This is a genomic window from Collinsella sp. An268, assembly GCF_002159765.1.
Classification (GTDB): Bacteria; Actinomycetota; Coriobacteriia; order Coriobacteriales; family Coriobacteriaceae; genus Coprousia.
On sequence record NZ_NFJH01000001.1, the window covers coordinates 297,228 to 318,774 of the forward strand.

Consider the following 21,547-nt stretch of genomic DNA (forward strand, 5'->3'; position numbering starts at 1 on the left):
TCAGACCCCCTCGCGCTCGCGGATAAGGGAGACTATCTCCGCGGTTTCCATCTCATCGCAATCGATCCACTGTACGCGCGGGTCGCGCCTGAACCAGGACAATTGACGCTTCGCGTAGCGCCTGGTGCGCATCTTGATGAGGTCAGTGGCCTCCTCGAGCGACACGGCGCCGTCCAGATACGAGATGATCTCCTTGTAGCCGATGGCCTGCCTGGATGTCAGGGCATCTCCGAGCCCCTTATCGACAAGGCGGCGCACCTCCTCAATCAGCCCCCGGGCGATCATCTCGTCGACACGGCGGTCGATGCGATCGTAGAGCCGCCGGCGGTCACCGGTGAGACCGTACTGTGCGGCATCGTAGTGCGGCCGGAATTGCGAGAACCCCTGCTTCTGGTCTGCGTACGACGTCCCCTCGTCGCACATCTCGAGAGCCCTGAGCACGCGCCGCACGTTATGCGGGTGAATCACCGCCGCGCTGCGGGGGTCGCGGTCTTGAAGCAGCCGATAGAGCGCCTCCTCACCATGCTCGCGCGCATAGGCCTCGTAGGCATCGCGCTCAGAGCTGCCGGCCTCTCCTGCGGGAAATCGCATCTCGTCGAGGGCGGCGCGTACATAGAGCCCCGTTCCGCCGCACAGGATGGCGGTTTTCCCCTCTTCGAGCATTTCGTCGATAAGGTTTCGCGCGGCACGCTGGTACAGCGCGGCCGAATACGGAACCGAGAAATCGGCCACGTCAACCATGAGCAGGGGCGCCAGGCACTCCCCGGGAGCCATCTTAGCGGTGCCGATATCCATGTCCCGATACACCTGCATCGAGTCGGCTGAGACGACCGATGTCCCGAGCTGGTGCGCCAAGAGGTCTGCCACAGCGCTCTTACCGATAGCCGTGGGCCCCACGATGGCGATAACGCGGCTCATCGAGGCTCGCCGCGCATCTCGCCTGCAAGGTACCAGGTGCGGGCCGTCTGTACCTCGACATCGACGATCTTGCCGACAAGCGAGCCGGGATCGATGCCCTCGGGCACGGGAGCGTGAACCGTCTGGTTCTTGGGGCTCTTGCCCTGCAGGCGATGGGAGTCCTTCTTGGATACGCCCTCGACCAAGACCGGAACGACCTGTCCCAAATCCAACTGGTTGAAGGCATGGGCCGTATCCTCGATAACGTGCACCAGGCGGTCAAAGCGATCCTGAATGCGCTCACGGGGCGTATCGTCGGGCATCTCCGCGGCGGGCGTCCCCGCGCGCCGCGAGTAGATGAACGTGAACGCTTGGGAAAACCGGGCGACGCGCGCCAGCGAGAGCGTCTCGGTGAAATCTTCCTCTGTCTCACCGGGGAACCCGACGATGATGTCAGTTGTGAGGGCGATATGGGGGACGCGCTCGCGCACCCGCTGTACCAGATCGAGATAGTCTTCGCGCGTGTACCGTCGGTTCATGAGCTTCAAAATGCGCGTGGAGCCGGATTGCACCGCAAGATGGAGGTGCGGCATGACCGCGGGCACCTCGGCTATAGCGTCGATGGTCTCCGGTAGCAGGTCTTTGGGATGGGACGAGGTGAAGCGAATGCGCTCAATGCCCGTCTCCCCGACGGCGCGCAACAGCTCGGCGAAGCGCGGCGCGCCGTAACGGTCACGGCCGTACGAGTTGACGTTCTGACCGAGGAGGGTCACCTCGCGCACGCCGGTACGCACGAGACCGGTGACCTCGTCGATGATATTCTCGATAGGACGGCTCTTCTCCCGACCGCGGACGTAGGGGACGATGCAGTACGTGCAGAAATTATTGCAGCCCGTCATGATGGGCACCCAGGCGTGATACGGGGTCTCGCGATGCCAGGGAAGCGACGTCGCGTCGCAAGCGGGGTCTTCGACCGTAACCACTTGGGGCTCGTCGGACTCAAACGCATGCGCGAGCAGCTCCGCCACATGATTGATGGCGGAGGTGCCAAAGACCACCTGAACGTTATCTAGCTTGTCGATAAGGCGCTCTCCATCGCGCTGGGCGATGCAGCCGCCGATGGCGACGACACGCTTGCCCGATGGGGCTGCGGGAAGGCTTTTTAGCGAGGAGCACTGCCCGTATAGACGCTGGTCGGCGGCCTCGCGCACGCAGCACGTCATGAATATGACGATATCCGCCTCAGCGGGCTCGGCGGCTTCAAGGCAGCCGCACGCATCGAGCACGCCGCTGACGCGCTCGGAATCATGCAGGTTCATCTGGCATCCGAACGTGCGGATGAAGTAGGTCTTCTGAGAGAGCACCGGATACGAGAAAGCAGATTGAGACATATCACGCCACCGTTTGAACATCATGGGGTTCGACGAGCTCGCTGTTCTGAAGGCTGAGCTGGTGCACGTATATCGAAAGCCGTATTGCCGTGCGCGATTCGCCGTTAATCAAGATATCGGAAAACACGGGCGCGCACGAGATGTCGAACCCCGTGGGGATCAGGAAGCCGCGCGCGATCGCCATGGCCTTGATGGCCTGATTGACGGCGCCGGCACCCACGCACTGCATATTGACGGGAACCCCATCTTTCACCATACCGGCGATCGCACCGGCGACCGATGCGGGGGATGATTTGCTCGAGACCTTCAGGTAATCCATGTACGTTGCTCCTGCAAATGTGGTTCGATGGGGGTGCGCTAGCTCATTGAGCTTACCGTAAGCTCGGAATATGGGCAAGAAACCTACTCATCCTTATGGATGTCGAACGTGACGGTGATACGGTCCCCGCGCACGCGCACGGTGGGTTCTTGGGCAAGTGAGAGATAGTAGCGGTCTCCGAGCTCGGCGAAATCGCGCTCGAGCGTCCTCGCAAACGCCTGCAGATCATCACGCGTGATGCGCAGGCCGCGCCTATCGCGCGCAAGATCGACGGCGGACTCCTGCGGGGCAGCCGTGCGCTCGCGCAGGAGGCGCGCTGCCACGCTCCTCATGGGCTTGATCGTGCCGGCGAGGATGCGGTGCGCCGTGCGCTCTGACAAAGAGAGGCCGATGCTGCAGGCGATACGCATGAAGTCCTCGGCGTCAGCGGCATATCCGAGGCGATCGACGACGGGGAGCTGCTCCTCGGAATCCAGAAAGAGGAGCTGGGACGCATCGAGGGCACGGTGCGCGTGCTGATAGAGCGTCGCGGCGATCTCCGTTGCGGAACCGAGATAGACCTCGCAGCCGTGCAGCTCCTCCAAGGCGAACTCTGCCACGGTGCGCACGATGTTATGCGGGCCGCGTGCGCAGACGTGACGTCCCTCGTCATCTTTCTCAACGACGGGCCAGCTAGATTGATCGGCACGCTCCGGGAGCACCGATGTGTCGGCGCAGGCGTACAGGGCGGTTCCCAGATTGGCGCCAGACGTGATGACACGTGCCTCTTCGCAGTTCTGGCGGATTGAGAACAGCGCCATACCGCGACCATGGACGCCCCAACGGTCCATATGCATGCTCTCGAGCTTGGAGGTGACGCGCGCCTCAAAGATGCGGTCCTGTATATCCTCGGGGACGCCGCACCCATCATCGATGACGACGACCTTACGGAGGTCGTCGTCACGGTACGTCGCAACGTAGATGTGCTGAGCGCCGGCATCGCGCGCATTGCGCAACAGCTCGATGACCATATCCTCGACATGCTGGATATCGTGCTTAGCCTGCCGGCGCTCAGCCTCAGAGACACGCAGGCGGACATAGCCCTCACCGAGGTTCTCCTCGACGCGCAGGTTGGACTCGCCCGTCATCTGAGCGATAAACGAAATGAGTTCCTGCGAGTCCGCCATATAAAACCCTGGATCTTCCCGCTACTTTGCGATGTCGACGGCACGACTCTCACGGATAACGACGACGCGAACCTGACCGGGGTACTCCATCTCTTCCTCGATCTGATGGGCGATGTCGTGAGCCAGGACGGTCGAATCGGCGTCGGAGATCTTATCGGGCTGAACCATCACGTGGACCTCGCGCCCAGCTTGCATGGCATACGTGCGCTCGACCCCCTCGTAAGAGTTGGCGATCTCCTCGAGCTTCTCGAGGCGCTTGATGTAGTTCTCTGCAGACTCACGGCGCGCGCCGGGACGTGAAGCAGAGATGGCATCAGCGGCCATGACGAGGACGGCGATGACGGAATCGGGCTCGACGTCGCCGTGGTGCGCCTCGATCGCATGGACGATGACAGGCTTCTCCCCGTAACGGCGGGCAAGATCTGCACCGATGACGGCATGCGGCCCCTCAACCTCGTGGTCGATTGCCTTGCCGAGGTCGTGCAAAAGGCCGGCGCGCCGCGCCGTGGTCGCATCGACGCCCAACTCGGAAGCCATGATGCCGCAGAGCTCGGCTACCTCGGTGGAATGTGTCAACACGTTCTGGCCGAAGGAGGTGCGGTAGCGCAGCGCACCGAGCGTCTTCACCAGCTCAGGGTGCAGGTCGTGGATGCCCGTATCGAAGGCGGCCTGCTCGCCCGCCTCGCGGACGCGCTGCTGCACGAGGCTGGAGGCCTTCTGGTACATCTCCTCGATGCGCGCCGGATGGATGCGCCCGTCGGCGATGAGGTTCTCGAGGGCGACGCGGGCCGTCTCGCGACGGACGGGGTCGAAGCTCGAGAGCACAACCGTCTCGGGCGTGTCGTCGATTACGAGGTTGACGCCGGAAACCTGCTCGAACGTGCGGATGTTGCGGCCCTCGCGGCCGATGATGCGGCCTTTGAGGTCGTCTGAGGGAATATGCACGGAGGTAACGGTGACCTCGGCGGTGTGGTCGGCTGCGCAGCGCTGGATAGCAAGCGAGATGATCTCCTGCGCCGTCTTGTGGCACTCGGCCTTCACGCGCTGCTCGGATTCACGGATGATGGCCGCCGCCTCGTGCGTCACCTCGCCGCGGACCTTGTCGAGGAGCTCCTGATGGGCATCGTCACGCGTGAGCTCGGATATGCGCTCGAGCTCGGCGGTCTGCTTGCTGACGAGCTCCTCGAGCTCACGGCTGCGCTTTTCAACCTGGCCTGCCTGGCTCGAGAGCTGGTGCTCACGCTTGTCGAGGGCGTCGTTGCGGCGATCGAGAGACTCCTCGCGCTGCATGATGCGGTTCTCCATGGTGCGGAGTTCCTTCTTGCGCTGCTTCTCTTCCGCCTCGGCGGCCTGCTTGCTCTGGAGGATCTCCTCCTTCGCCTCAAGAAGGGCCTCCTTCTTGAGCGTCTCCGCCTGTCGCTGCGCATCGCCTATCATCTGGTCTGCCTGGGTGCGCGCAGACTCGATGGCCGCGTCCGCCTCACGAAGGCTCCCCTGCTTTGCGCTGCGCATGGCGACCGTAGCGCCGCCGGCACCAAGTGCCAGGCAGACGATACCAATCAAAATCTCCATGCCAACTCCTTAAGAAAAAGGTATCCATAACGGGCCCTCCCGAGAGAGGGCGAGACATTTGCGTGGTATATAGGCAACCGCTTTGAAGATATGTCTATAACGTCAATCTCATCGGGGATGAGCATATATCACAAGGCAAATGACCATTTCAGTCTACGTGGAGCTGGTCCAGCTGTCAATTGTAAACGGACCGTCAAGAGCGGTGTGCGCCAAGGCTTCACGCCTCGTCCCCGTCCTCAGAGAGTCGGGCTTTCACCGCATCGGCGGCAACGCCGTATGAGAAGCCCCTGCCCATCAGAAAGCGGACGAGCTTCTCGAACGGACGGACGTCAGGTATGGGTTTGCGTCGCAGAAGCTCCGCAGCGCGGCACCGGTCCTCATCATCGGAAAAGAAGGCATCGGGGTAATCGGCAAGCTGCGTGGGGTCGGCACCCTTGCGGCGCAGCTCCTGCTCGATCTTTCGACGCCCCCATCCGCGGCGAAGGCGCTCAGCGATGAAGTAGCGGATATAGCGCTCCTCGTCGAGAAAGCGCGAGGAGCGGGCGCGCTCGACCGCCTCATCGATGGCCGCCGGCGGATACCCGATGCGCGCGAGCTTGTCGCGCGCCTCGCTCTCCCCGTGGTCGCGCTGAGCGAGCATCTCGACGAGCGCCGCATAGCAAACGCGTCGCCCCACGGCATCTATCCAATTGATAAGCCCCCCGATATCGCACGGAAGATCGGGCGTTTCCTTGGCGGCGGCACGGGCAACCCGCGCGGGAACGTACACCGTCCGCTCATCTCCCGAGGACAGAGTGCACACCACTCGCGCCTTGGGCCTGCTCTTCCGATACGCCGCTGCGGCGCGCTCGGTACGATCGGGATAGATGAAGGCGATATCCTCTACCTGCGGCGGCATGGGGGCTTAGCCCTCGACGCCGACAGGATCGAGGGCGTCTCCCACCGGCTCATCGGACAGCTCGAGACCGCAGGCAATGCGAACCTTGCGCTCGATCTCATCCGAAAGGTCGGGATTCGTGCGCAGGAACTCCTTGGCTGCCTCGCGTCCCTGACCCAGTCGCTCGGTCTCGTAGGTGTACCACGCGCCCGACTTGGAGACGATGCTGTTCTCGACGGCCATGTCGAGGATCGAACCTTCCTTGGAGATGCCGGTGCCGTACATGATGTCGAACTCGGCGCTCCTGAAGGGCGCAGCGACCTTGTTCTTGACCACCTTGGCGCGGACCCGGTTGCCAACCACCTCGTTGCCGTTCTTGATGCTGTCGATGCGACGAATATCGATGCGCACCGAAGAGAAGAACTTGAGCGCGCGGCCTCCCGTCGTGGTCTCGGGGTTACCGAACATCACGCCGATCTTCTCGCGTAGCTGGTTGATGAAGATGCAGGTCGTCTTGGATTTGGCGAGCGAGCCCGCGAGCTTGCGGAGCGCCTGGCTCATCAAGCGCGCCTGCAGGCCCACCGTGGTCTCACCGATCTCCCCTTCGATCTCCGCACGGGGAACCAGGGCGGCAACGGAGTCGATGACGATGGCGTCGATGGCTCCGGAGCGCACGAGCATATCGCAGATCTCCAGGGCCTGCTCACCGGTGTCCGGCTGCGAGATGAGGACCTCGTCGATATCCACGCCGATCCGCGCTGCATAGGAGGGGTCGAGCGCGTGCTCGGCGTCGATGAACGCGACGACACCGCCCATGGCCTGGGCCTCGGCTAGAATCTCCAAAGAGAGCGTCGTCTTGCCCGACGACTCGGGACCGTAGATCTCGATGATGCGGCCGCGCGGCACACCGCCGATGCCGAGCGCGACATCGAGTGCGAGCGCACCGGTGGGGATCGCCTCCACCTCGAGCTCGGGGCCGCCATCGCCATAGCGCATGATTGAGCCGGAACCGAATTTCTTGATGATATCCGCCTTGGTGGCCTCGATCATCTTATCGCGCGCCTCACCCGTGGTGCGCTCGTGCACCTGCTTGGCGGGACCGGAATTCTTTGCCATGGGATACCTCCTCGCGTGAACTGATCCAATGATAGACGAACGGTTGTTCGCCGTCAAGGAATCACCTTGATTCTACCGAGGGGTTCTCACCGTATCCCTACCGATATCCACCCCGCTCGGACGTGCGGCCAACCACGATATGACATACTCCTGACCGTCCACGCTGACAGGGACGTTGAGCTGCGCAAACCAAAGGCCTCGCATGGCTGGACCCGGAGTGCTCGAGCCTCATGCGGCAGCGAGCTATCCACGAGACAGCACGATATCTTCACATGAGGACCTCAGAAGGCGCAGCGCCTCCATCGTAGCCTGCCATCGCACGTCGTCGCGGTCACCGTTGAAATGGCGGCGAACCGCCCTCGCGCCATCTTGATCGGCGATGCCGAGGTACACGGTCCCCACGGGGTTGTCGGCCGTACCGCCCCCCGGCCCGGCAAAACCTGTGATGCTGACAGCGGCGTCGCTACCGAACAGCGCTCGCGCGCGCGCGGCCATCTCGCAGGCGCACCTCTCTGAGACGGCGCCGACGGTTGCGAGTGTTTTCTCGGAGACGCCGAGCACCCGGTGCTTGATTTCATTCACATAGGTGACCGCTCCGCCGCGCAGAACCTCGGAGGCGCCGGGCACACCGCCCACGACGGCTGCGACCCGGCCGGCCGTGCACGACTCGGCCGTGGCGACCGTAAGCCCGTGGGCAGAGGCGAAGGCGACGAGGCGCTGCGCCTCCAAGTCGCACATGTCACTCGAGCACATGGTGAGCCGCTCCCCTCCCGACAGCTACACGCGGAAGACGATCTTGCGGGCATTCCAGAAATACTGGGCGCCCGAGACCACGGTGAGCACCACGGCAGCGATCATGAGCGCCTGCCCGATGGTCCAGATGATCTCGACCGACTGCCCCGTCTGAACGAGGATGGCGCGATCGAGCAGCAGGGCGCAGATGGCGACCATGGTCACCGCGGTCTTCGCCTTGCCCAGCTTGTCGGCGGCGATGACCTCCCCGCTCGCACTCGCCACCATGCGAAGCGCGCTTACCAGAAACTCGCGGAAGAGAATGATGAAAACCGCCCACACGCTCACGATATCCCAAACGAGAAAGAGCAGGAGCGCCGAGAACACCAGCAGCTTGTCGGCGATGGGATCGAGGAACTTCCCGAAATCCGTCACCTCTCCTCGCTTGCGGGCAAGGTCACCGTCGACCTTATCTGTTCCGCTCAAGAGGATGTAGAGACAGAAGGCTATGATCGCCTGGGCGCCGGCACTGAGACCGAGGGAGGCGAAACCCTCGGTGGCGAAGACCATGAACACGGGTATGAAGATGATGCGGACGCACGTGACGATATTCGCCGGCGTCCAGATGCTCGTCAATTCCTTTTGCGGTGCAGCTGCCATCGTTTAATTCCCTATCCGACTACATGACCGATGAGTTCATAGCAGAAGCTGTCGGTGAACTCGACCTCCACGATATCACCAACGCACGCCTCCGTCGCGTCAAGATGCACCGCGCCGTCGGAATCGGGCGCCTGGAACCAGGCGTGACCGATGAGCTCCGGACCCTCATCCGTCTCGTCGATGCCGTCGATGATCACCTGCGCGCGCTCCCCCACGTGCGATGCCGTGGCGGCGAATCCGAGAGCCTCGGCAAGGTCCTGCGCGGCCTGCGCGCGCTCGATCTTGGTCTCTTCATCCACCTGGCCCTCCATGCGGGCCGCGCGCGTGCCGTCCTCCTGCGAGTAGGCAAATACGCTCGTATAGTCGAAGCCGACGCGGTCGAGGAACCCCATGAGCTCCTCGAACTCCTCATCGGTCTCGGTGGGAAAGCCCACGAGCGCCGTTGAACGGATGACCATGCCCGGGATCTCGCGACGCAGCCGGTCGAAGAGCGCCTCGAACTCGGCGGCAGATCCCGTGCGGTTCATCTCCTTGAGAACGCGCGCGGCGCAGTGCTGGATGGGGATGTCGATATACGGCAGAACCTCGGGAACGTCGCGCAGCGTCGCAATGAGCTCGTCGGTCATGCCCTCGGGCTGCAGGTACAGCACGCGCACCCAAGCGCCAAAGGGCCTGGCGACCTCGGCAACGGCGCGCAGGAGCTCAGCGAGCGTGCGCGGCCCCGGGGTCTCGGCGTCGAAGTCGTTGCCCCAGATGCCGGTATCCTGACCGATGAGGACGAGCTCGCGGACGCCTCCCTCGAGGAGCTCGGCGGCCTCGGCGAGAATCGAGGAGGCCTCGCGGGAGCTATATCGACCGCGGATATAGGGGATCGCGCAGAAGCTGCAGAAACGGTTGCAACCGTCAGAGATCTTGAGATAGGCGACCGACCCCTCGACCGTGCGCTTCACCCGAGGGATGAAGGCGGGTTCTGCACGCGTAACGCCGAGGATCCCGTCGACCACCGCCACGATGCCGTCCTCCTCGTCGGTGCGGACGAACGCGCGGACCTCGGGCAGCGTCTCCGGCAGGTCGGAACCATAGCGCGAGGGCACGCACCCGCACATCACGATGGGGCAGCCGCGCACGCCTTGGGCGATCTCGTCGGCGAGCCCGAGCGTGCACTCGATGCTCTCAGAGGTGGCGGAGGCCAAGAAGGAGCAGGTGTTGATGAGAACGGCGTCCGCCTGCGCGACATCGGTGACCTCGCCGTAGCCTGCCGCCGTAAGAAGGGAGCGCATGCGGTCGGTATCGACCTCGTTTTTCGCGCATCCCAGCGTGATGAAGAGTAGGTTTCCGAACGATGCGGGCATCGAGCATCCTTTCGTTTGGCGCGCGGCACGTCGCTAGCGCTCTGCGGCAATCCGGCGCCGTAAAGGGAGATGGAGGTGGTTAGCGGTAATTGATGAACTGGAGCGGCCTGCCGTAGTCCTGCCCGCGCAGAAACTGAATGACCTCTTGAAGGGCGTCTTTAGAAGCCGAGGTGACACGGAGCTTGTCAGCCTCGATGGCAACCTTGACCTTGAGCTTGAGGTCGCGGACGTCCTTGCTGATCTTCTTCGCGGTGGGCTGGTCGATGCCCTCCACGATGTGACCGACCACGCGGACGGTACCTCCGGAAGCCGCTGCCGGGGCGTCCCAGGAGACCGACTTGAGGTCGACGCCGCGCTTGACGAACTTAGCGGACAGGATGTCGGTGACCTGCCGGGCGACGAACTCTGCAGGCGCCGAGATGGTGATGGTGCGCTCGGCCTTTGCGAACTCAAGCTTGGCGCCCGAGTCCTTGAGGTCGTAGCGCTGGGCGACCTCGCGGACCGCCTGCTGGAAGGCGTTGTCGACCTCTTGGACGTCGACCTGCGACACGACGTCGAAACTAGCGTCCTTTGCCATGGAAGTTCCTCCTAAGCGTTCGTTATTGAGCCGCGGCGGCGCTCGGGTCACTTGCCGCCGCGTCCCCGGTCTCACCATCGGTGGTCGTCGCGGCCTCACCCGTGGTCGCCGGCGTCTCGGGAGCGGTCAGGTTGATGCGCGCCACACCCGAGGTGCTGGTGTCCCAACGAACGGTCTCGCCGTTCTGCGTCACGGTGACGCTCGAGGGCGTGTTCGCGGTGATCCGGATGGACTCGGTCACGGTGTACTCCTGCTCGAAGGGCCCGATGACCTCGTTGCCGTAGACGATGGAGCCGTCGAGCCGTATCTCGAGCCAAGACGACTCGCCCTCGGGAACCGAGACCCTCACGACGAGCTGCTGCGGCTCCTCGGTGGTTTCGGCCTCGGGGTCGGTGGCGGGATCCTGGGTGTCATCCGTTGCATCGTCGGCCGAGGTGGCGGGTGTGTCGGGCGAGGCCGCCTGCGTCGTCTCGGGGATAGCGGCCTCGGAGCCGGCGCCCGATGTCGCGTCCGCCGGCGTGCAGCCGCGGAAGAGCAGGAGCGCAAGCAGGACGATGATAACGAGGCCGGCGGCAATAAGGGCTATGAGGAGGCGGTTGTCCGGCGCGGGCGCGCTCCCCCGCCCCTGCTGCCGCCCGCCATAGGGCGGCCTGCCCCCGCGGCCGGGGGCATTGCGGTACGGCGCGCCGCTGCGACCGGCGCCCGCCGGGCGCGCCTGCCCCTGCTGACGGCGCTGCGCCGTACCGCGCGGGTCGGCATTCCCCTGCGCGCTGCTCCCGTAGGCGGGCATGCGCATCGTCTGGTCGGCGCGGCGCGGCCCCGCACCGGAGACAGCCCCATAGGAACGCTGCCGATAGGGTCCCCGGTTGAGCTGTGGCTCGTGGCCCGACTCGGTTTCTGAGACGTACCCCGCCTGCGGGGGGCGCTGCGCATAGCGCGAGCGCGGCGCGGAGTCCACCATCATGAAGCGCCCGGTGGCGCTCGCAGAGCGCGTGCTCACGAGGCCCGCCGCATCTTGAAAGCGCCCTCCGTGGTTGTCGGTCGCCTGCTCATACGCGCGGAGGTCCTCGAAGTACGCCTCGACGACCTCTCGGGGGTTCAGCCCCAGGTACCGCGCGTAGCTCGAGATCATGCCCTGTGCATAGCCGCGCGGCGGCATGGCGGTGAAGTCACCGTTCTCGAAGAACTCGATGATCTGCGGCCTGATCTTGATGGTGTTCGCAACCTGCAGAATGGTAAGGCCCATCTGACGTCGCCGCTGGTAGAGCATGTCCCCAAACCGTGCCATCAGAACCCTCCCAACTCCTCGTCCTCGATCGCCATGCGGGCCTCGAGGGACTCGAGCTCCGCGAGCCCCTCTTCGTCGAGGAGCACCTCGCGGGGCTTCGACCCGTCAGGCGGACCCACGATGCCCTTTTCTTCCAGCATATCCATAATACGCCCGGCGCGCGCGTAACCGACCTTCAGGCGCCGCTGCAACCCGGACGTTGAACCAAGGCGGGATTCGACGACGATATGGGCCGCCTCCCACATAAGCGGGTCGTCGTCAGCCGGCTCATGCCCGCCCGTGCCCGCAGAAAGCGTCGCCGGGGAAACGGCGGAGAGTATCTCCTCGTGGTACTCCGCCTCGCCCTGGCTTTTGACGAACTCCACGACGCCGTTGATTTCCTCGTCGGAGACGAAGCAGCCCTGGATGCGCTTGGGTTTACCCCAATCGACCTTGGAGAAGAGCATGTCGCCGTAGCCCGTGAGCTTCTCGGCGCCCATCTGGTCGATGATGACGCGACTGTCGATGCCGGTGGCCACGTTGAAGGCGATGCGGTTGGTGATGTTCGCCTTAATGAGGCCCGTCACGACGTTGGAGCTCGGACGCTGCGTCGCCACGATGAGGTGGATGCCGGCCGCGCGACCGAGCTGGGCGATGCGCACGATGGATGCCTCGACGTCCTTGCCGGCCACCATCATGAGGTCGGAGAGCTCGTCGATGATGATGACGAGATAGGGCATCTTGGCGGGAGGGTTGTCGTACTGCTCGAACTCACCGGCGGCCTGCTTGGCGTTGAAGGTGGCGATGTTGCGCACCCCGATGCGCTCGAACACCTTGAGGCGCCGCTCCATCTCGGAGACGCCCCACTGCAGGGCGCTCGCGGCCTGCTTGGGCTCCGTGACCACCGGGACGTACAGATGGGGCAGGCCGTTGTAGCCCGAGAGTTCCACGCGCTTGGGGTCCACCATAATCAAGCGGACATCCTCCGGGACCGTGCGCATGAGCAGCGTGACGACGATGGAGTTAATCATAACGGACTTGCCCGAGCCGGTGGTGCCGGCGATGAGCAGGTGCGGCATCTTGGCGAGGTCGGCGACGATGGGCGAGCCCTCCGCGTCACGGCCGATCGCGAGCTCCAGAGGACCACCCTGAACATAGGGCAGCACGTCGCCGAGGTTGACGTTTTGGCGCTTGCGGTTGGGAATCTCGATACCCACGAGCGAGGTGCCGGGGATGGGCGCGAAGATGCGGACCGACTGCGCCGCGAGGGTGAGCGCGATGTCGTCCTCGAGGCTCGAGATGCGGCTCACGCGCTCGCCCTCGCCCGGCTGCACCTTGAACGTCGTGACCGTGGGACCGGAGATCCAACCGACCACGCGCGAATGCAGGCCGAACTCCTCGAGCGTCGACTGCAGCGACTCGGCGGTCTGGGCGAGCTCGGCGTCCGAGGACGCCGCCTTGGCAGACTGCGGATTGTGGTTGAGGATGGTCGCCGGGGGCAGCGCGCGCCCCTCGGGCTCCCCTGCGGCGTCGACGTCTGCCGCGGGCGCGGCGTCCGGCGCGCTGTCGCCCGCGGCTGGCGTCGCCTGAGCGCGCGCAGTAGGACGAAGCAGAAAATCGGGAATGGCCGGCGCGGTCTCCGCGGCAGAGGGCTCTGCCGCGCTCTTATCGGAAGGGGCGTCCGCGGCGCGCTCGGCTGCCGGCGCCTCCTTCGCTGCGGAAGCCGCCTGCCCGCGCGAGGCGCGGCCCTTCGCGCGAGAAGCGTCGATGAGGGTCGTCGGCGCTGAATCGGCCTCGGAGTACGTGTCCTCGATGGGGATGAGCGTCGTCTCGGCGCGCTCGGCGGCAAGCTGGGCGGACAGGTCGACGAAGGGGTTGTCGTCCCCGTCATCCAGATCCTCGATCAACGTGGTCCTCTGCGTATCGAGCGCGCGGTCGGACTGGGCGAGCGCGCCCTCCTTCCCATGCGAGAAGATCCCCCGCGTCGCACGCCGCGGCGCCTGCGGGGGCTCCTCGCCCCAAGGCGTCTCGTTGACGGACACGCGGCGACGCTCGGCCAGGCGCTCCGCGCTGTCGCGCACCGCGCCGATCACGGAGCTGATAGAGAACCCGACGAGTGCGGCGCCGGCGACGCCCACGCCGACGAGCACGACGGTCGCGATCGGCTTCCCGAGACCGGCGGCCAGAAACGACGCGATCGCGAAACCCACGAACCCGCCGCTTCGAGCGAGGTCGGCCTCACCAACCGTGACGCCCCACACCATCGTGTCGGGCGTCATGGCGAGCACGAGGAGCCCGAGGACCGCCACGAAAACCAGGCTCGAGCCGATGACCGTGCGGGCGGGCATCTGAACGGCGCCGCGCAGGAACACGAGGGCGGCACAGCCGAGGATGACGAAGGGCAGCACGTATCCGCCCAGGCCGAAGCCCAGGTGATAGAAGCCGGCTATGGCCTGCGTCACCGGCGCGGTCGCCGGCGTGACGACGGCGATGAGCGAGGCGACCGCGATGACGGCCAGCACCACGCCTGCGATATCGCGCCCCGCGCCCTGATCCCACAGGGGCTCCGCGGGGGCCGCGGCGGCCGCGGATGCGTTCGCTCGCAGGTGGCGTTGAGACGCCTTGCCCTTGCCGGCGCGCTGCTTCGCCTTGGCGCCCTGTCCCTTACGCTCGGCCACGCTAGACCTCCATGACCACGGGGATGATCATCGGGCGGGTCTTGGTACGGTTCCAGATAAAGTTGGAAACGGAATCGCGCACCGCTTTGCGCAGGGCGTCGGTACCGCTCGCCGTGAAATTAAACTTGCCCTTCTCGATGACCTTGATGATGGCCTCCTCCGCATCGTGCGCGAACGCGTCGTCGATGGTGAACGAGACACCACGGCTCGAGAACTCGACCGCATCGATCTTCTTCCGTTTCAGCGAAACGATGGCGACGGCGGTGACCATGCCGTCGTTGGCGAGCTTCTGACGGTCGCGCAAGACGATGGGGTCGGTGTCGCCGATGCGCAGGCCGTCGACGTACACGACGCCGGACTCCACCGCCTGGCCGACCTTGACGACGCCGCCGCGCATCTCGAGCGTGTCGCCGTTATCGAGAATGAAGATATGGTCGTCAGGGATGCCCATCTTGCGCCCGAGGGCGGCATGGGCGCGCAGATGCACGGCCTCGCCGTGAACCGGCATGAAGTAGGTCGGCTTCGTCATGGCGAGCATGAGCTTGAGCTCCTCCTGACTGCCGTGACCGGAGACGTGCACGAGCGTGCGGCTCTTATCAAAGACGTCGCAGCCGATCTTCGCCAGGCTGTTGACGACCTGCTGGACGGCCTTCTCGTTGCCGGGCACGGGCGTGGCCGAGATGATCACGGTGTCACCCGCGTGGATGGAGAGCGTTTTATGCTCGCCGTTTGCCATGCGCGACAGCGCCGAGAGCGGCTCGCCCTGAGAGCCGGTGCACATGACGACGAGCTTGTCCTCGGGCAGGTTGTTGATCTCGTAGGCATCGATGAGATCCTGCTCGTCGATATTCAGATAACCGAGCTCGCGCGCAACCCGGGTGTTGGTGAGCATCGAGCGGCCCGTCACCACGACCTTGCGGCCGCAGCGCTTCGCGGCGTCGCAGATCTGCTGCAAGCGGTGGATGTGCGACGAGAAGCTCGCGACGAACACGCGGCCGCTGGCGTTCTTGATCGCGCTGTAAAGCGAGGGACCGACCTCGGCCTCGGACTTGGTGAAGCCGGGTACGGTGGCGTTGGTGGAGTCCGAGAGCAGAAGGTCGATACCCTGCTTGGCGAAACGGTTGATGGCGGCGTAGTTGGGGCGCACGCCGTCAATGGGCGTCTGGTCGAGCTTGAAGTCGCCCGTGTGCATGACCGTGCCCTGGGGCGTCTTGATGTAGACGCCGAGCGCGCCGGGTATCGAATGCGTCATCGAGAAGAAGTCGATGGTGATCTGGCCGAGCGAGATATGCGAACCGTCCTTGACCTCGCGGAACTTAGGCGCCTTGATGCGGAACTCGGACAGCTTGCCCTCGATGAAGCCGAGGGTGAGCTTGCTGGAGAAGATCGGCACCTTGTTGTTGAGGTCCTGCAGAAGATACGGCAGGGCGCCGGTGTGGTCCTCGTGGCCGTGGGTCACCACGATGCCGCGCAGCTTGTCCTCGTTCTCGAGCACGTAGGTGTAGTCGGGCAGCACGAGGTCGACGCCGGGCTGGGAGTCGTCGGGAAACATGAGTCCCGCATCGACGAGCACCATATCGGGCCCGCACTCGAACGCGGTCATGTTCTTGCCGATGCCGTCAAGGCCGCCGAGCGGGATGATGCGGAGAGGCGGATTCTGTTTTGCCATGATGTCGGTTGGGTCCTTTCTGTCGCAGACATAGATAAACGCAGGCAAAGGCCTGCGAAACGTATGAGGTAATGTGCACAGGTATTGTTATTGTACCGCCCGGCGCCCCGCTGTCCGCACGCGCGCCCCCAAGGCCCACAGGAACTACCGAGCCGGCTCAGCAACCGAGCATGAACTCGAGGGCGCGGAGGCGCGAATCGAGATGGACGGCGGCCCACACGTGCGCGAAGGCGAGCAGGAGCGCCGCAGTCGCCGCATCGATCCGCGCCGCGGCGAGCTCGTCGAACCTCATCGCCATGAGCGCGCGCAGCCAACCGACCGCCGCGCCGTCAACCTCCTCGGCACCGGCGATGGAGGTGGCGCAGGACGCGCACAAAAGACCGCCGGCCGCAGCGGAGAAATAGCTGACTGCCTCGTCCCCGCAGCTCACGCAGGAGGTGAGGTCGGGGCGGTATCCGATGTGCGCCAGCAGCTTGAAGACATAGGCGGCGACGATGAGATCCAGGTGCGCGCCGTCGAGCGCGCCCGAGGCGCCGCCGAGGACGTCGAGCGCGCGCACCGTGATGGGGAACACGAATCCGTCCGTGGCATCCTCGAACGAACAGAGGCGCGCGACTTCGGCCACCGAGCTGGCAGCCGTCAGAAGCCCATAGTCCGGCGCACTCCCCAGCGGGGCGGCCATGAGCTCGGCCTGCGAGACGATATCGAGCGACTTGCCGCGGGCGAGCAGCATATCGGTGGTGCAACAGAGCTCGCAGCGCGCCGCGAGCCTGCTGCCCGGCTTGCGGGCGCCCTTGGCTACGGCGCGTATCTGACGGCCATCCTGAGCGAGAAGGGTCAGGATGAGATCGCTCTCACCGAGCTTCGTCTTGTCCAGCACCAATGCGAGGCACCGGTACGTACCCCTGCCGGCCACAGCGCCCTCCTATCGTTCGACGGGCGCTTACTCGTCGGCAGCGTACCCCATGCGCCTGATCTCGCGCACGTCGCTTCGCCAAGAGGGCTGGACGCGCACCTCGAGATCGAGGTAGACGCGACATTTGAAGAGTCTCTCGAGATCGGCGCGGGCCTCGGTGCCGATGCGCTTGATCATTGCCCCCCGCTTGCCGATGATGATGCCCTTCTGCCCGTCGCGCTCGACCAAGATGGTCGCATGCACCGCGAGCACGTCGCCGTGCTTCTTGAACGTCATCTCGTCGGTGACGACACCGACGGCATGGGGGACCTCCTCGCGCGTGAGGAGTAGCACCTTCTCGCGGATGAACTCGGCGACGAGCATCTCATCCGACTCGTCGGTCGCCATATCGAGCGGGAACCAGCGCGGACCCTCGGGCAGGCGTGCGGCGACAAGCGCGCAAAATGCGTCTACGTTGAAGCCCTCGACCGAGGAGATGACGATCTCGTCGTCGAACGACATGAGCTCGTGCGCGCGGTCGAGCTGCGCGGAGACCTGCTCGGGCGTCGCCTGGTCGATCTTGGTGAGGACGAGGATCTTGACGGCGCGCGCGCCGCGCACGCGCTCGGCCACCCAGGCGTCACCCGAGCCGACGGGCTTCGTGGCATCGATGAGGAACGCGACGACATCCACATCGCCGAGCTCGGCGAGCGCGCTGCGGTTGAGCTCGCCGCCGAGCGAGTCCTGAGGCTTGTGCAGGCCGGGGGTGTCCACGAACACGATCTGGCAGTCGTCGCGATTGAGCACGCCGCGCATGCGACGACGCGTTGTCTGGGCGACCGGCGAGGTGATGGCGACCTTCTCGCCGAGGCAGGCGTTGAGAAGCGTCGATTTTCCCGCATTGGGACGCCCGACGAGGGCGACGAAGCCGGACCGGAACCCCGGGGGCACGTCCGTGCCCGGGAGCATGCCGAACGGGGTCTCCCCAAAGTCGTCCGCCGCCGCGTCGCCCGCCGTCTCGCCAAGAGGGCACTCGCCGGCGTCGAGCAGGGCGTCGAGCTCGTCGTCGCTCAAATCGGCGAAGGGGTCGACCTCGACGAACTCCTCCTCGCCGGCGGCGTCGCCTGTCATCACACGGTCCGTATCGTGGGCCATACGCACTCCTTACAACAATCCGAGGGCCCGGGCAAACACGAGGATGCCGACGACGGCCGCGGTGAGGGACAAAACGAAGACGCTCGCGGCAGCGATGTCCTTCGCGCGCTTGGCAAGCGGGTGGAGCTCCTGCGTCGCGAGGTCGACCACCGCCTCGAGGGCCGTGTTGACGAGCTCCGCGAAGAGCACGATGCCGATGCAGAGAACGATGAGCGCCCAGGAGATGGCGTCGATGCCGATGACGAGGCCCGCGACGATAGCGGCGGCCCCCACGCAGAGCTGCACGTTGATGTTGCGCTCCGTCGTCACGGCGGTGATGAAGCCCTCGAGGGCGTAGCGGAAGGAGCGGATGAACGTGGGGTGGTCGCGCTCAGAACCGGGAATCATGCGTCGTCTCCCTCCTCCTCAGCGCTATGGCGCGTGAGCGGGCCCAGGTCGAGGGCGGCGGGGTCCTCGCCGCGCCTCTCGGCGAGCGCGCGCAGGAGGTCGTCCTCGCGCGCCTCCATCACTTCCGCCTCGTCGTCTTCGATATGGTCGTATCCCAGCAGGTGGAGCATGCCGTGCACGAGCATGAGACGGCACTCGTCCTCCGGCGTGTTGCCGAACCCGGGCGCCTGCCGGGCTATCTGCGCGGGCGCGAGCACGATGTCGCCGAGCTCGACCGCCTCCTCCCCGTCGGCGCCGGAAGCCGGGTCGTCGCACTCGAACGAGAGGACGTCGGTGACCCTGTCGATACCGCGCCACGTGGCGTTGAGCTCGCGCATGCGCTCGTCGTCGACCCAGGAGAGCGACACCTCGCAAGGAACTGTGACCCCCTCGGCTTCGAGTACGAAGGCGCAGATACCAGCAATCTCCTCATCGGATAGCAGCGCCTCGCACCCGCTATCGCACGCTATGAGAACGGCCATGCTCGGCCTCCTTTCGCTCGCGCCGGTCGCCTGCGCGACCCGGCTCGCCTTCCGCCTCGAAGGCATCGTACGCCTCGACGATGCGGCCGACGAGCGCATGGCGCACGACGTCGGCGCGGTCGAGATGGATGAAGGCGATATCGCGCACCCCGCCGAGTATCGCCTCGATATCGGTGAGGCCCCCGCGACGCATCGGGAGGTCGCGCTGGGTCATATCGCCCGTGATGACGAACTTGGAGTTGAAGCCCAGACGCGTGAGAAACATCTTCATCTGCTCGGGCGTGGTGTTCTGGGCTTCATCCAGCACGACAAACGCGTCGTTCAGCGTCCGCCCGCGCATATAGGCGAGCGGCGCGATCTCGATGACGCCGCGCTCGACGAGCTCGCCGGCGCGCTCCATATCGGTCATATCGAAGAGCGCGTCGAAGAGCGGACGCACGTACGGGTCGATCTTCTCCTCCAGGGTGCCGGGCAGAAACCCGAGGCTCTCCCCCGCCTCGACCACCGGGCGGGTGAGCACGATGCGGCTGACCTCGCGCCGCTTGAGGGCGCCCACCGCCATCGCCATGGCGAGATAGGTTTTGCCGGTTCCCGCAGGGCCCACGCAGAACGTGACGGTGTTCTCCCGGATCGCGTCGATGTAGCGCTTCTGCCCGATGGTCTTGGGCCTGAGCGCACGGCCCCGGTACGTGAGCAGGATGTCGTCGCGGAAGCTCGCCGCGTCGAGACCGCTCTCCCCCAGGGCGTCGTAGAGGCGCTCGACTTCGTCCGGAGCGAGCGCCCTTCCCTCCGCGGCCTCGCGAATGAGCTGCGAGAATAGACGCGTCAGGAGCTCGACCTCACCGGAGAGCCCGGAGAGCGCGATCACGTTGCCGCGCACGATGACGGAGGCGGGCGACCGTCTCTCGATGAGACGCAGGTTGGCGTCAGATGCGCCCGTCACAAGCCGTGCGTCGACCCCGTCGGGTATGGTCAGGGTCACCTGTGCGTTATCCACATGCCACCTCGCTTGCCTCGGCGCCTTCCGACGCCGCAACCGTCCCCCAGAGCTCGCCGGAATCCTCGACGCCCTCGATGGCGACCGGGACGCGCGTCGCCAGGAGAGCGTCGGCGCCCCCGCGCAGCCGCAGCCGGTGATACGAGCCGAGCGTGACCTGGCTCGCGCCTTCGACGACGCCGAACTCCACGGTACCCACGCGAGAACGGGCGTCTGCGAGCGCGAGCTCGCGGGCAAGCGCCCTCATGGCGCGCCCGCGCGCCTCTTTCAGCTCGGGGGGAACCTGATCGTCCATGGCTGCCGCCGCAGTACCGGGCCGGGGGCTGTAGCGGAACACGTGCATCCGCGCGAACCCCACCTTCCGGCAGAACGCGAGGGATTCCGAGAACTCGGCGTCGGTCTCGCCGGGAAATCCGACGATGACGTCGCAGGAGAGCGCGATGGCGGGAATGCGGCGGCGGGCCCTCAGGCAGAGGTCGTGAAACTCCTCGGCGGTATAGGGCCTGCCCATGCGCGCGAGCGTTGCCGAGCATCCGGACTGGAGCGGGAGGTGTAAAAACGGGGCGATGCGGTCGGGGTGCGCCGCCATGACGTCGAGCAGGCGATCGGTGACATCCATGGGCTCCAGCGAGGAGAGGCGAAGCTGCGGGATCGCCGTCTTATGCAGGATGGTCTCGACTAGCTCGTCGATCTCGACATGCGCATCGCCGGCACCGATCCCGTCGTACGCCCCCAGGTTGACGCCCGTGAGAACGACCTCGGGGACGCCCGCCCTCTCGGCGAGGCGGACCTGGTCGAGCACCGCGGGCACCGGGACGGAGCGCTCCGGCCCGCGCGCTTTCCAGACGATGCAGTACGTGCAGCGGTTGTTGCAGCCGTCCTGCACCTTGACGCCCCAGCGCGAACGGCCGAGGACACGGGCAAGGTCATGAGGGTCGACGGCGTCGTCGAGGCTGTCACCGTCGTTCACGAGCCCCAGCAGGGAGCACGCGCGCGCGACCACGTCCACCTTGGAGGGCTCCACCACAACGCGATCGGAGAGCGTCTCCAGCATGTCGGGATGCAGGTTGGCAGCGCACCCGCACGCGATGACCCAGGGGCGGCGCGCACGCCCGAGCGCATGGCGCACGGCCTTGCGCGTCTTGGCCTCGGCCTCGCCGGTCACGGCGCACGTGTTGATCACGACAAGCGACGCCTCGTCGGGGTCGACCAGCGTGAAACCGGCAGAGACGAGCTCGGCGGAGATGCGGTCCGACTCGACGCGGTTGACGCGACAGCCGAGGTTTACCACAGAGACGAGAGAATCGGCCACGGCTCAC

General features: G+C 65.5%; 20 protein-coding genes. All 20 read right to left on the reverse strand.

Translation table 11 applies throughout. The features are described from left to right. On the reverse strand, positions 1–918 hold the full coding sequence (miaA, locus tag B5F70_RS01425) for a tRNA (adenosine(37)-N6)-dimethylallyltransferase MiaA (RefSeq protein WP_087203765.1): 918 nt from the start codon (positions 916–918) through the stop codon (positions 1–3). After that, positions 915–2,288 carry a tRNA (N6-isopentenyl adenosine(37)-C2)-methylthiotransferase MiaB gene (miaB, locus tag B5F70_RS01430; protein ID WP_087203766.1) on the reverse strand — a complete coding sequence of 458 codons (1,374 nt, stop codon included), beginning with the start codon at positions 2,286–2,288 and terminating at the stop codon, positions 915–917. The genes miaA and miaB overlap by 4 nt, the downstream gene beginning before the upstream one ends. Position 2,289: 1 nt before the next feature. Continuing rightward, positions 2,290–2,607, reverse strand: a complete 318-nt coding sequence (locus B5F70_RS01435; RefSeq protein WP_087203767.1) for a stage V sporulation protein S — start codon at positions 2,605–2,607, stop codon at positions 2,290–2,292. Between the two features lie 83 nt (positions 2,608–2,690). Beyond that, a complete protein-coding gene (locus B5F70_RS01440) occupies positions 2,691–3,773 on the reverse strand; it encodes an ATP-binding protein (protein ID WP_087203768.1) in 1,083 nt (360 codons plus the stop codon). Positions 3,774–3,794: 21 nt separating this feature from the next. Then, positions 3,795–5,345, reverse strand: a complete 1,551-nt coding sequence (gene rny, locus B5F70_RS01445) for a ribonuclease Y (protein WP_087203769.1) — start codon at positions 5,343–5,345, stop codon at positions 3,795–3,797. Between the two features lie 217 nt (positions 5,346–5,562). Beyond that, entirely contained in the window at positions 5,563–6,243 is a 681-nt protein-coding gene (locus tag B5F70_RS01450) for a regulatory protein RecX (protein ID WP_087203770.1), read from the reverse strand. Positions 6,244–6,249: 6 nt separating this feature from the next. Then, positions 6,250–7,338, reverse strand: a complete 1,089-nt coding sequence (recA, locus tag B5F70_RS01455) for a recombinase RecA (RefSeq protein ID WP_087203771.1) — start codon at positions 7,336–7,338, stop codon at positions 6,250–6,252. A gap of 243 nt (positions 7,339–7,581) precedes the next feature. After that, positions 7,582–8,091, reverse strand: a complete 510-nt coding sequence (locus B5F70_RS01460) for a CinA family protein (RefSeq protein ID WP_087203772.1) — start codon at positions 8,089–8,091, stop codon at positions 7,582–7,584. A 24-nt stretch (positions 8,092–8,115) separates the two neighbouring features. Continuing rightward, on the reverse strand, positions 8,116–8,730 hold the full coding sequence (pgsA, locus tag B5F70_RS01465; protein ID WP_087203773.1) for a CDP-diacylglycerol--glycerol-3-phosphate 3-phosphatidyltransferase: 615 nt from the start codon (positions 8,728–8,730) through the stop codon (positions 8,116–8,118). Positions 8,731–8,741: 11 nt separating this feature from the next. Then, positions 8,742–10,082, reverse strand: a complete 1,341-nt coding sequence (gene rimO / locus B5F70_RS01470) for a 30S ribosomal protein S12 methylthiotransferase RimO (RefSeq protein ID WP_087203774.1) — start codon at positions 10,080–10,082, stop codon at positions 8,742–8,744. Positions 10,083–10,161: 79 nt separating this feature from the next. After that, positions 10,162–10,659 (reverse strand): YajQ family cyclic di-GMP-binding protein, encoded by a 498-nt coding sequence (locus tag B5F70_RS01475; RefSeq protein ID WP_087203775.1) that lies wholly within the window; start codon positions 10,657–10,659, stop codon positions 10,162–10,164. A 22-nt stretch (positions 10,660–10,681) separates the two neighbouring features. Beyond that, on the reverse strand, positions 10,682–11,947 hold the full coding sequence (locus B5F70_RS01480) for a helix-turn-helix transcriptional regulator (RefSeq protein ID WP_087203776.1): 1,266 nt from the start codon (positions 11,945–11,947) through the stop codon (positions 10,682–10,684). Next, positions 11,947–14,604, reverse strand: coding sequence for a DNA translocase FtsK (locus B5F70_RS01485; protein WP_241145862.1), 2,658 nt, complete (start codon positions 14,602–14,604; stop codon positions 11,947–11,949). The genes B5F70_RS01480 and B5F70_RS01485 overlap by 1 nt, the downstream gene beginning before the upstream one ends. 1 nt (position 14,605) lies before the next feature. Continuing rightward, positions 14,606–16,273 (reverse strand): ribonuclease J, encoded by a 1,668-nt coding sequence (locus B5F70_RS01490; RefSeq protein WP_087203777.1) that lies wholly within the window; start codon positions 16,271–16,273, stop codon positions 14,606–14,608. Between the two features lie 157 nt (positions 16,274–16,430). After that, on the reverse strand, positions 16,431–17,189 hold the full coding sequence (gene recO, locus B5F70_RS01495) for a DNA repair protein RecO (protein ID WP_087203778.1): 759 nt from the start codon (positions 17,187–17,189) through the stop codon (positions 16,431–16,433). 27 nt (positions 17,190–17,216) lie between these two features. Beyond that, positions 17,217–18,323 (reverse strand): GTPase Era, encoded by a 1,107-nt coding sequence (gene era / locus B5F70_RS01500; protein WP_087203779.1) that lies wholly within the window; start codon positions 18,321–18,323, stop codon positions 17,217–17,219. Between the two features lie 9 nt (positions 18,324–18,332). After that, complete coding sequence (locus B5F70_RS01505) at positions 18,333–18,710, reverse strand: diacylglycerol kinase family protein (protein ID WP_087203780.1); 378 nt, start codon at positions 18,708–18,710, stop codon at positions 18,333–18,335. Continuing rightward, the gene (gene ybeY, locus B5F70_RS01510) at positions 18,707–19,231 is read right to left on the reverse strand and encodes an rRNA maturation RNase YbeY (protein WP_087203781.1); all 525 of its coding nucleotides are present in this window, start codon (positions 19,229–19,231) and stop codon (positions 18,707–18,709) included. The genes B5F70_RS01505 and ybeY overlap by 4 nt, the downstream gene beginning before the upstream one ends. Then, positions 19,206–20,228 (reverse strand): PhoH family protein, encoded by a 1,023-nt coding sequence (locus B5F70_RS01515; protein WP_087203782.1) that lies wholly within the window; start codon positions 20,226–20,228, stop codon positions 19,206–19,208. The genes ybeY and B5F70_RS01515 overlap by 26 nt, the downstream gene beginning before the upstream one ends. Then, positions 20,221–21,540, reverse strand: a complete 1,320-nt coding sequence (locus tag B5F70_RS01520; RefSeq protein ID WP_087203783.1) for a MiaB/RimO family radical SAM methylthiotransferase — start codon at positions 21,538–21,540, stop codon at positions 20,221–20,223. The genes B5F70_RS01515 and B5F70_RS01520 overlap by 8 nt, the downstream gene beginning before the upstream one ends. Positions 21,541–21,547 lie beyond the last annotated feature (7 nt).

Excerpts from the sequence above, each read along its gene's own strand:
- miaA (WP_087203765.1), bottom strand. The coding sequence starts at position 918 with ATGAGCCGCGTTATCGCCATCGTGGGGCCCACGGCTATCGGTAAGAGC.
- miaB (WP_087203766.1), bottom strand. The coding sequence starts at position 2,288 with ATGTCTCAATCTGCTTTCTCGTATCCGGTGCTCTCTCAGAAGACCTAC.
- B5F70_RS01435 (WP_087203767.1), bottom strand. The coding sequence starts at position 2,607 with ATGGATTACCTGAAGGTCTCGAGCAAATCATCCCCCGCATCGGTCGCC.
- B5F70_RS01440 (WP_087203768.1), bottom strand. The coding sequence starts at position 3,773 with ATGGCGGACTCGCAGGAACTCATTTCGTTTATCGCTCAGATGACGGGC.
- rny (WP_087203769.1), bottom strand. The coding sequence starts at position 5,345 with ATGGAGATTTTGATTGGTATCGTCTGCCTGGCACTTGGTGCCGGCGGC.
- B5F70_RS01450 (WP_087203770.1), bottom strand. The coding sequence starts at position 6,243 with ATGCCGCCGCAGGTAGAGGATATCGCCTTCATCTATCCCGATCGTACC.
- recA (WP_087203771.1), bottom strand. The coding sequence starts at position 7,338 with ATGGCAAAGAATTCCGGTCCCGCCAAGCAGGTGCACGAGCGCACCACG.
- B5F70_RS01460 (WP_087203772.1), bottom strand. The coding sequence starts at position 8,091 with ATGTGCTCGAGTGACATGTGCGACTTGGAGGCGCAGCGCCTCGTCGCC.
- pgsA (WP_087203773.1), bottom strand. The coding sequence starts at position 8,730 with ATGGCAGCTGCACCGCAAAAGGAATTGACGAGCATCTGGACGCCGGCG.
- rimO (WP_087203774.1), bottom strand. The coding sequence starts at position 10,082 with ATGCCCGCATCGTTCGGAAACCTACTCTTCATCACGCTGGGATGCGCG.
- B5F70_RS01475 (WP_087203775.1), bottom strand. The coding sequence starts at position 10,659 with ATGGCAAAGGACGCTAGTTTCGACGTCGTGTCGCAGGTCGACGTCCAA.
- B5F70_RS01480 (WP_087203776.1), bottom strand. The coding sequence starts at position 11,947 with ATGGCACGGTTTGGGGACATGCTCTACCAGCGGCGACGTCAGATGGGC.
- B5F70_RS01490 (WP_087203777.1), bottom strand. The coding sequence starts at position 16,273 with ATGGCAAAACAGAATCCGCCTCTCCGCATCATCCCGCTCGGCGGCCTT.
- era (WP_087203779.1), bottom strand. The coding sequence starts at position 18,323 with ATGGCCCACGATACGGACCGTGTGATGACAGGCGACGCCGCCGGCGAG.
- B5F70_RS01505 (WP_087203780.1), bottom strand. The coding sequence starts at position 18,710 with ATGATTCCCGGTTCTGAGCGCGACCACCCCACGTTCATCCGCTCCTTC.
- ybeY (WP_087203781.1), bottom strand. The coding sequence starts at position 19,231 with ATGGCCGTTCTCATAGCGTGCGATAGCGGGTGCGAGGCGCTGCTATCC.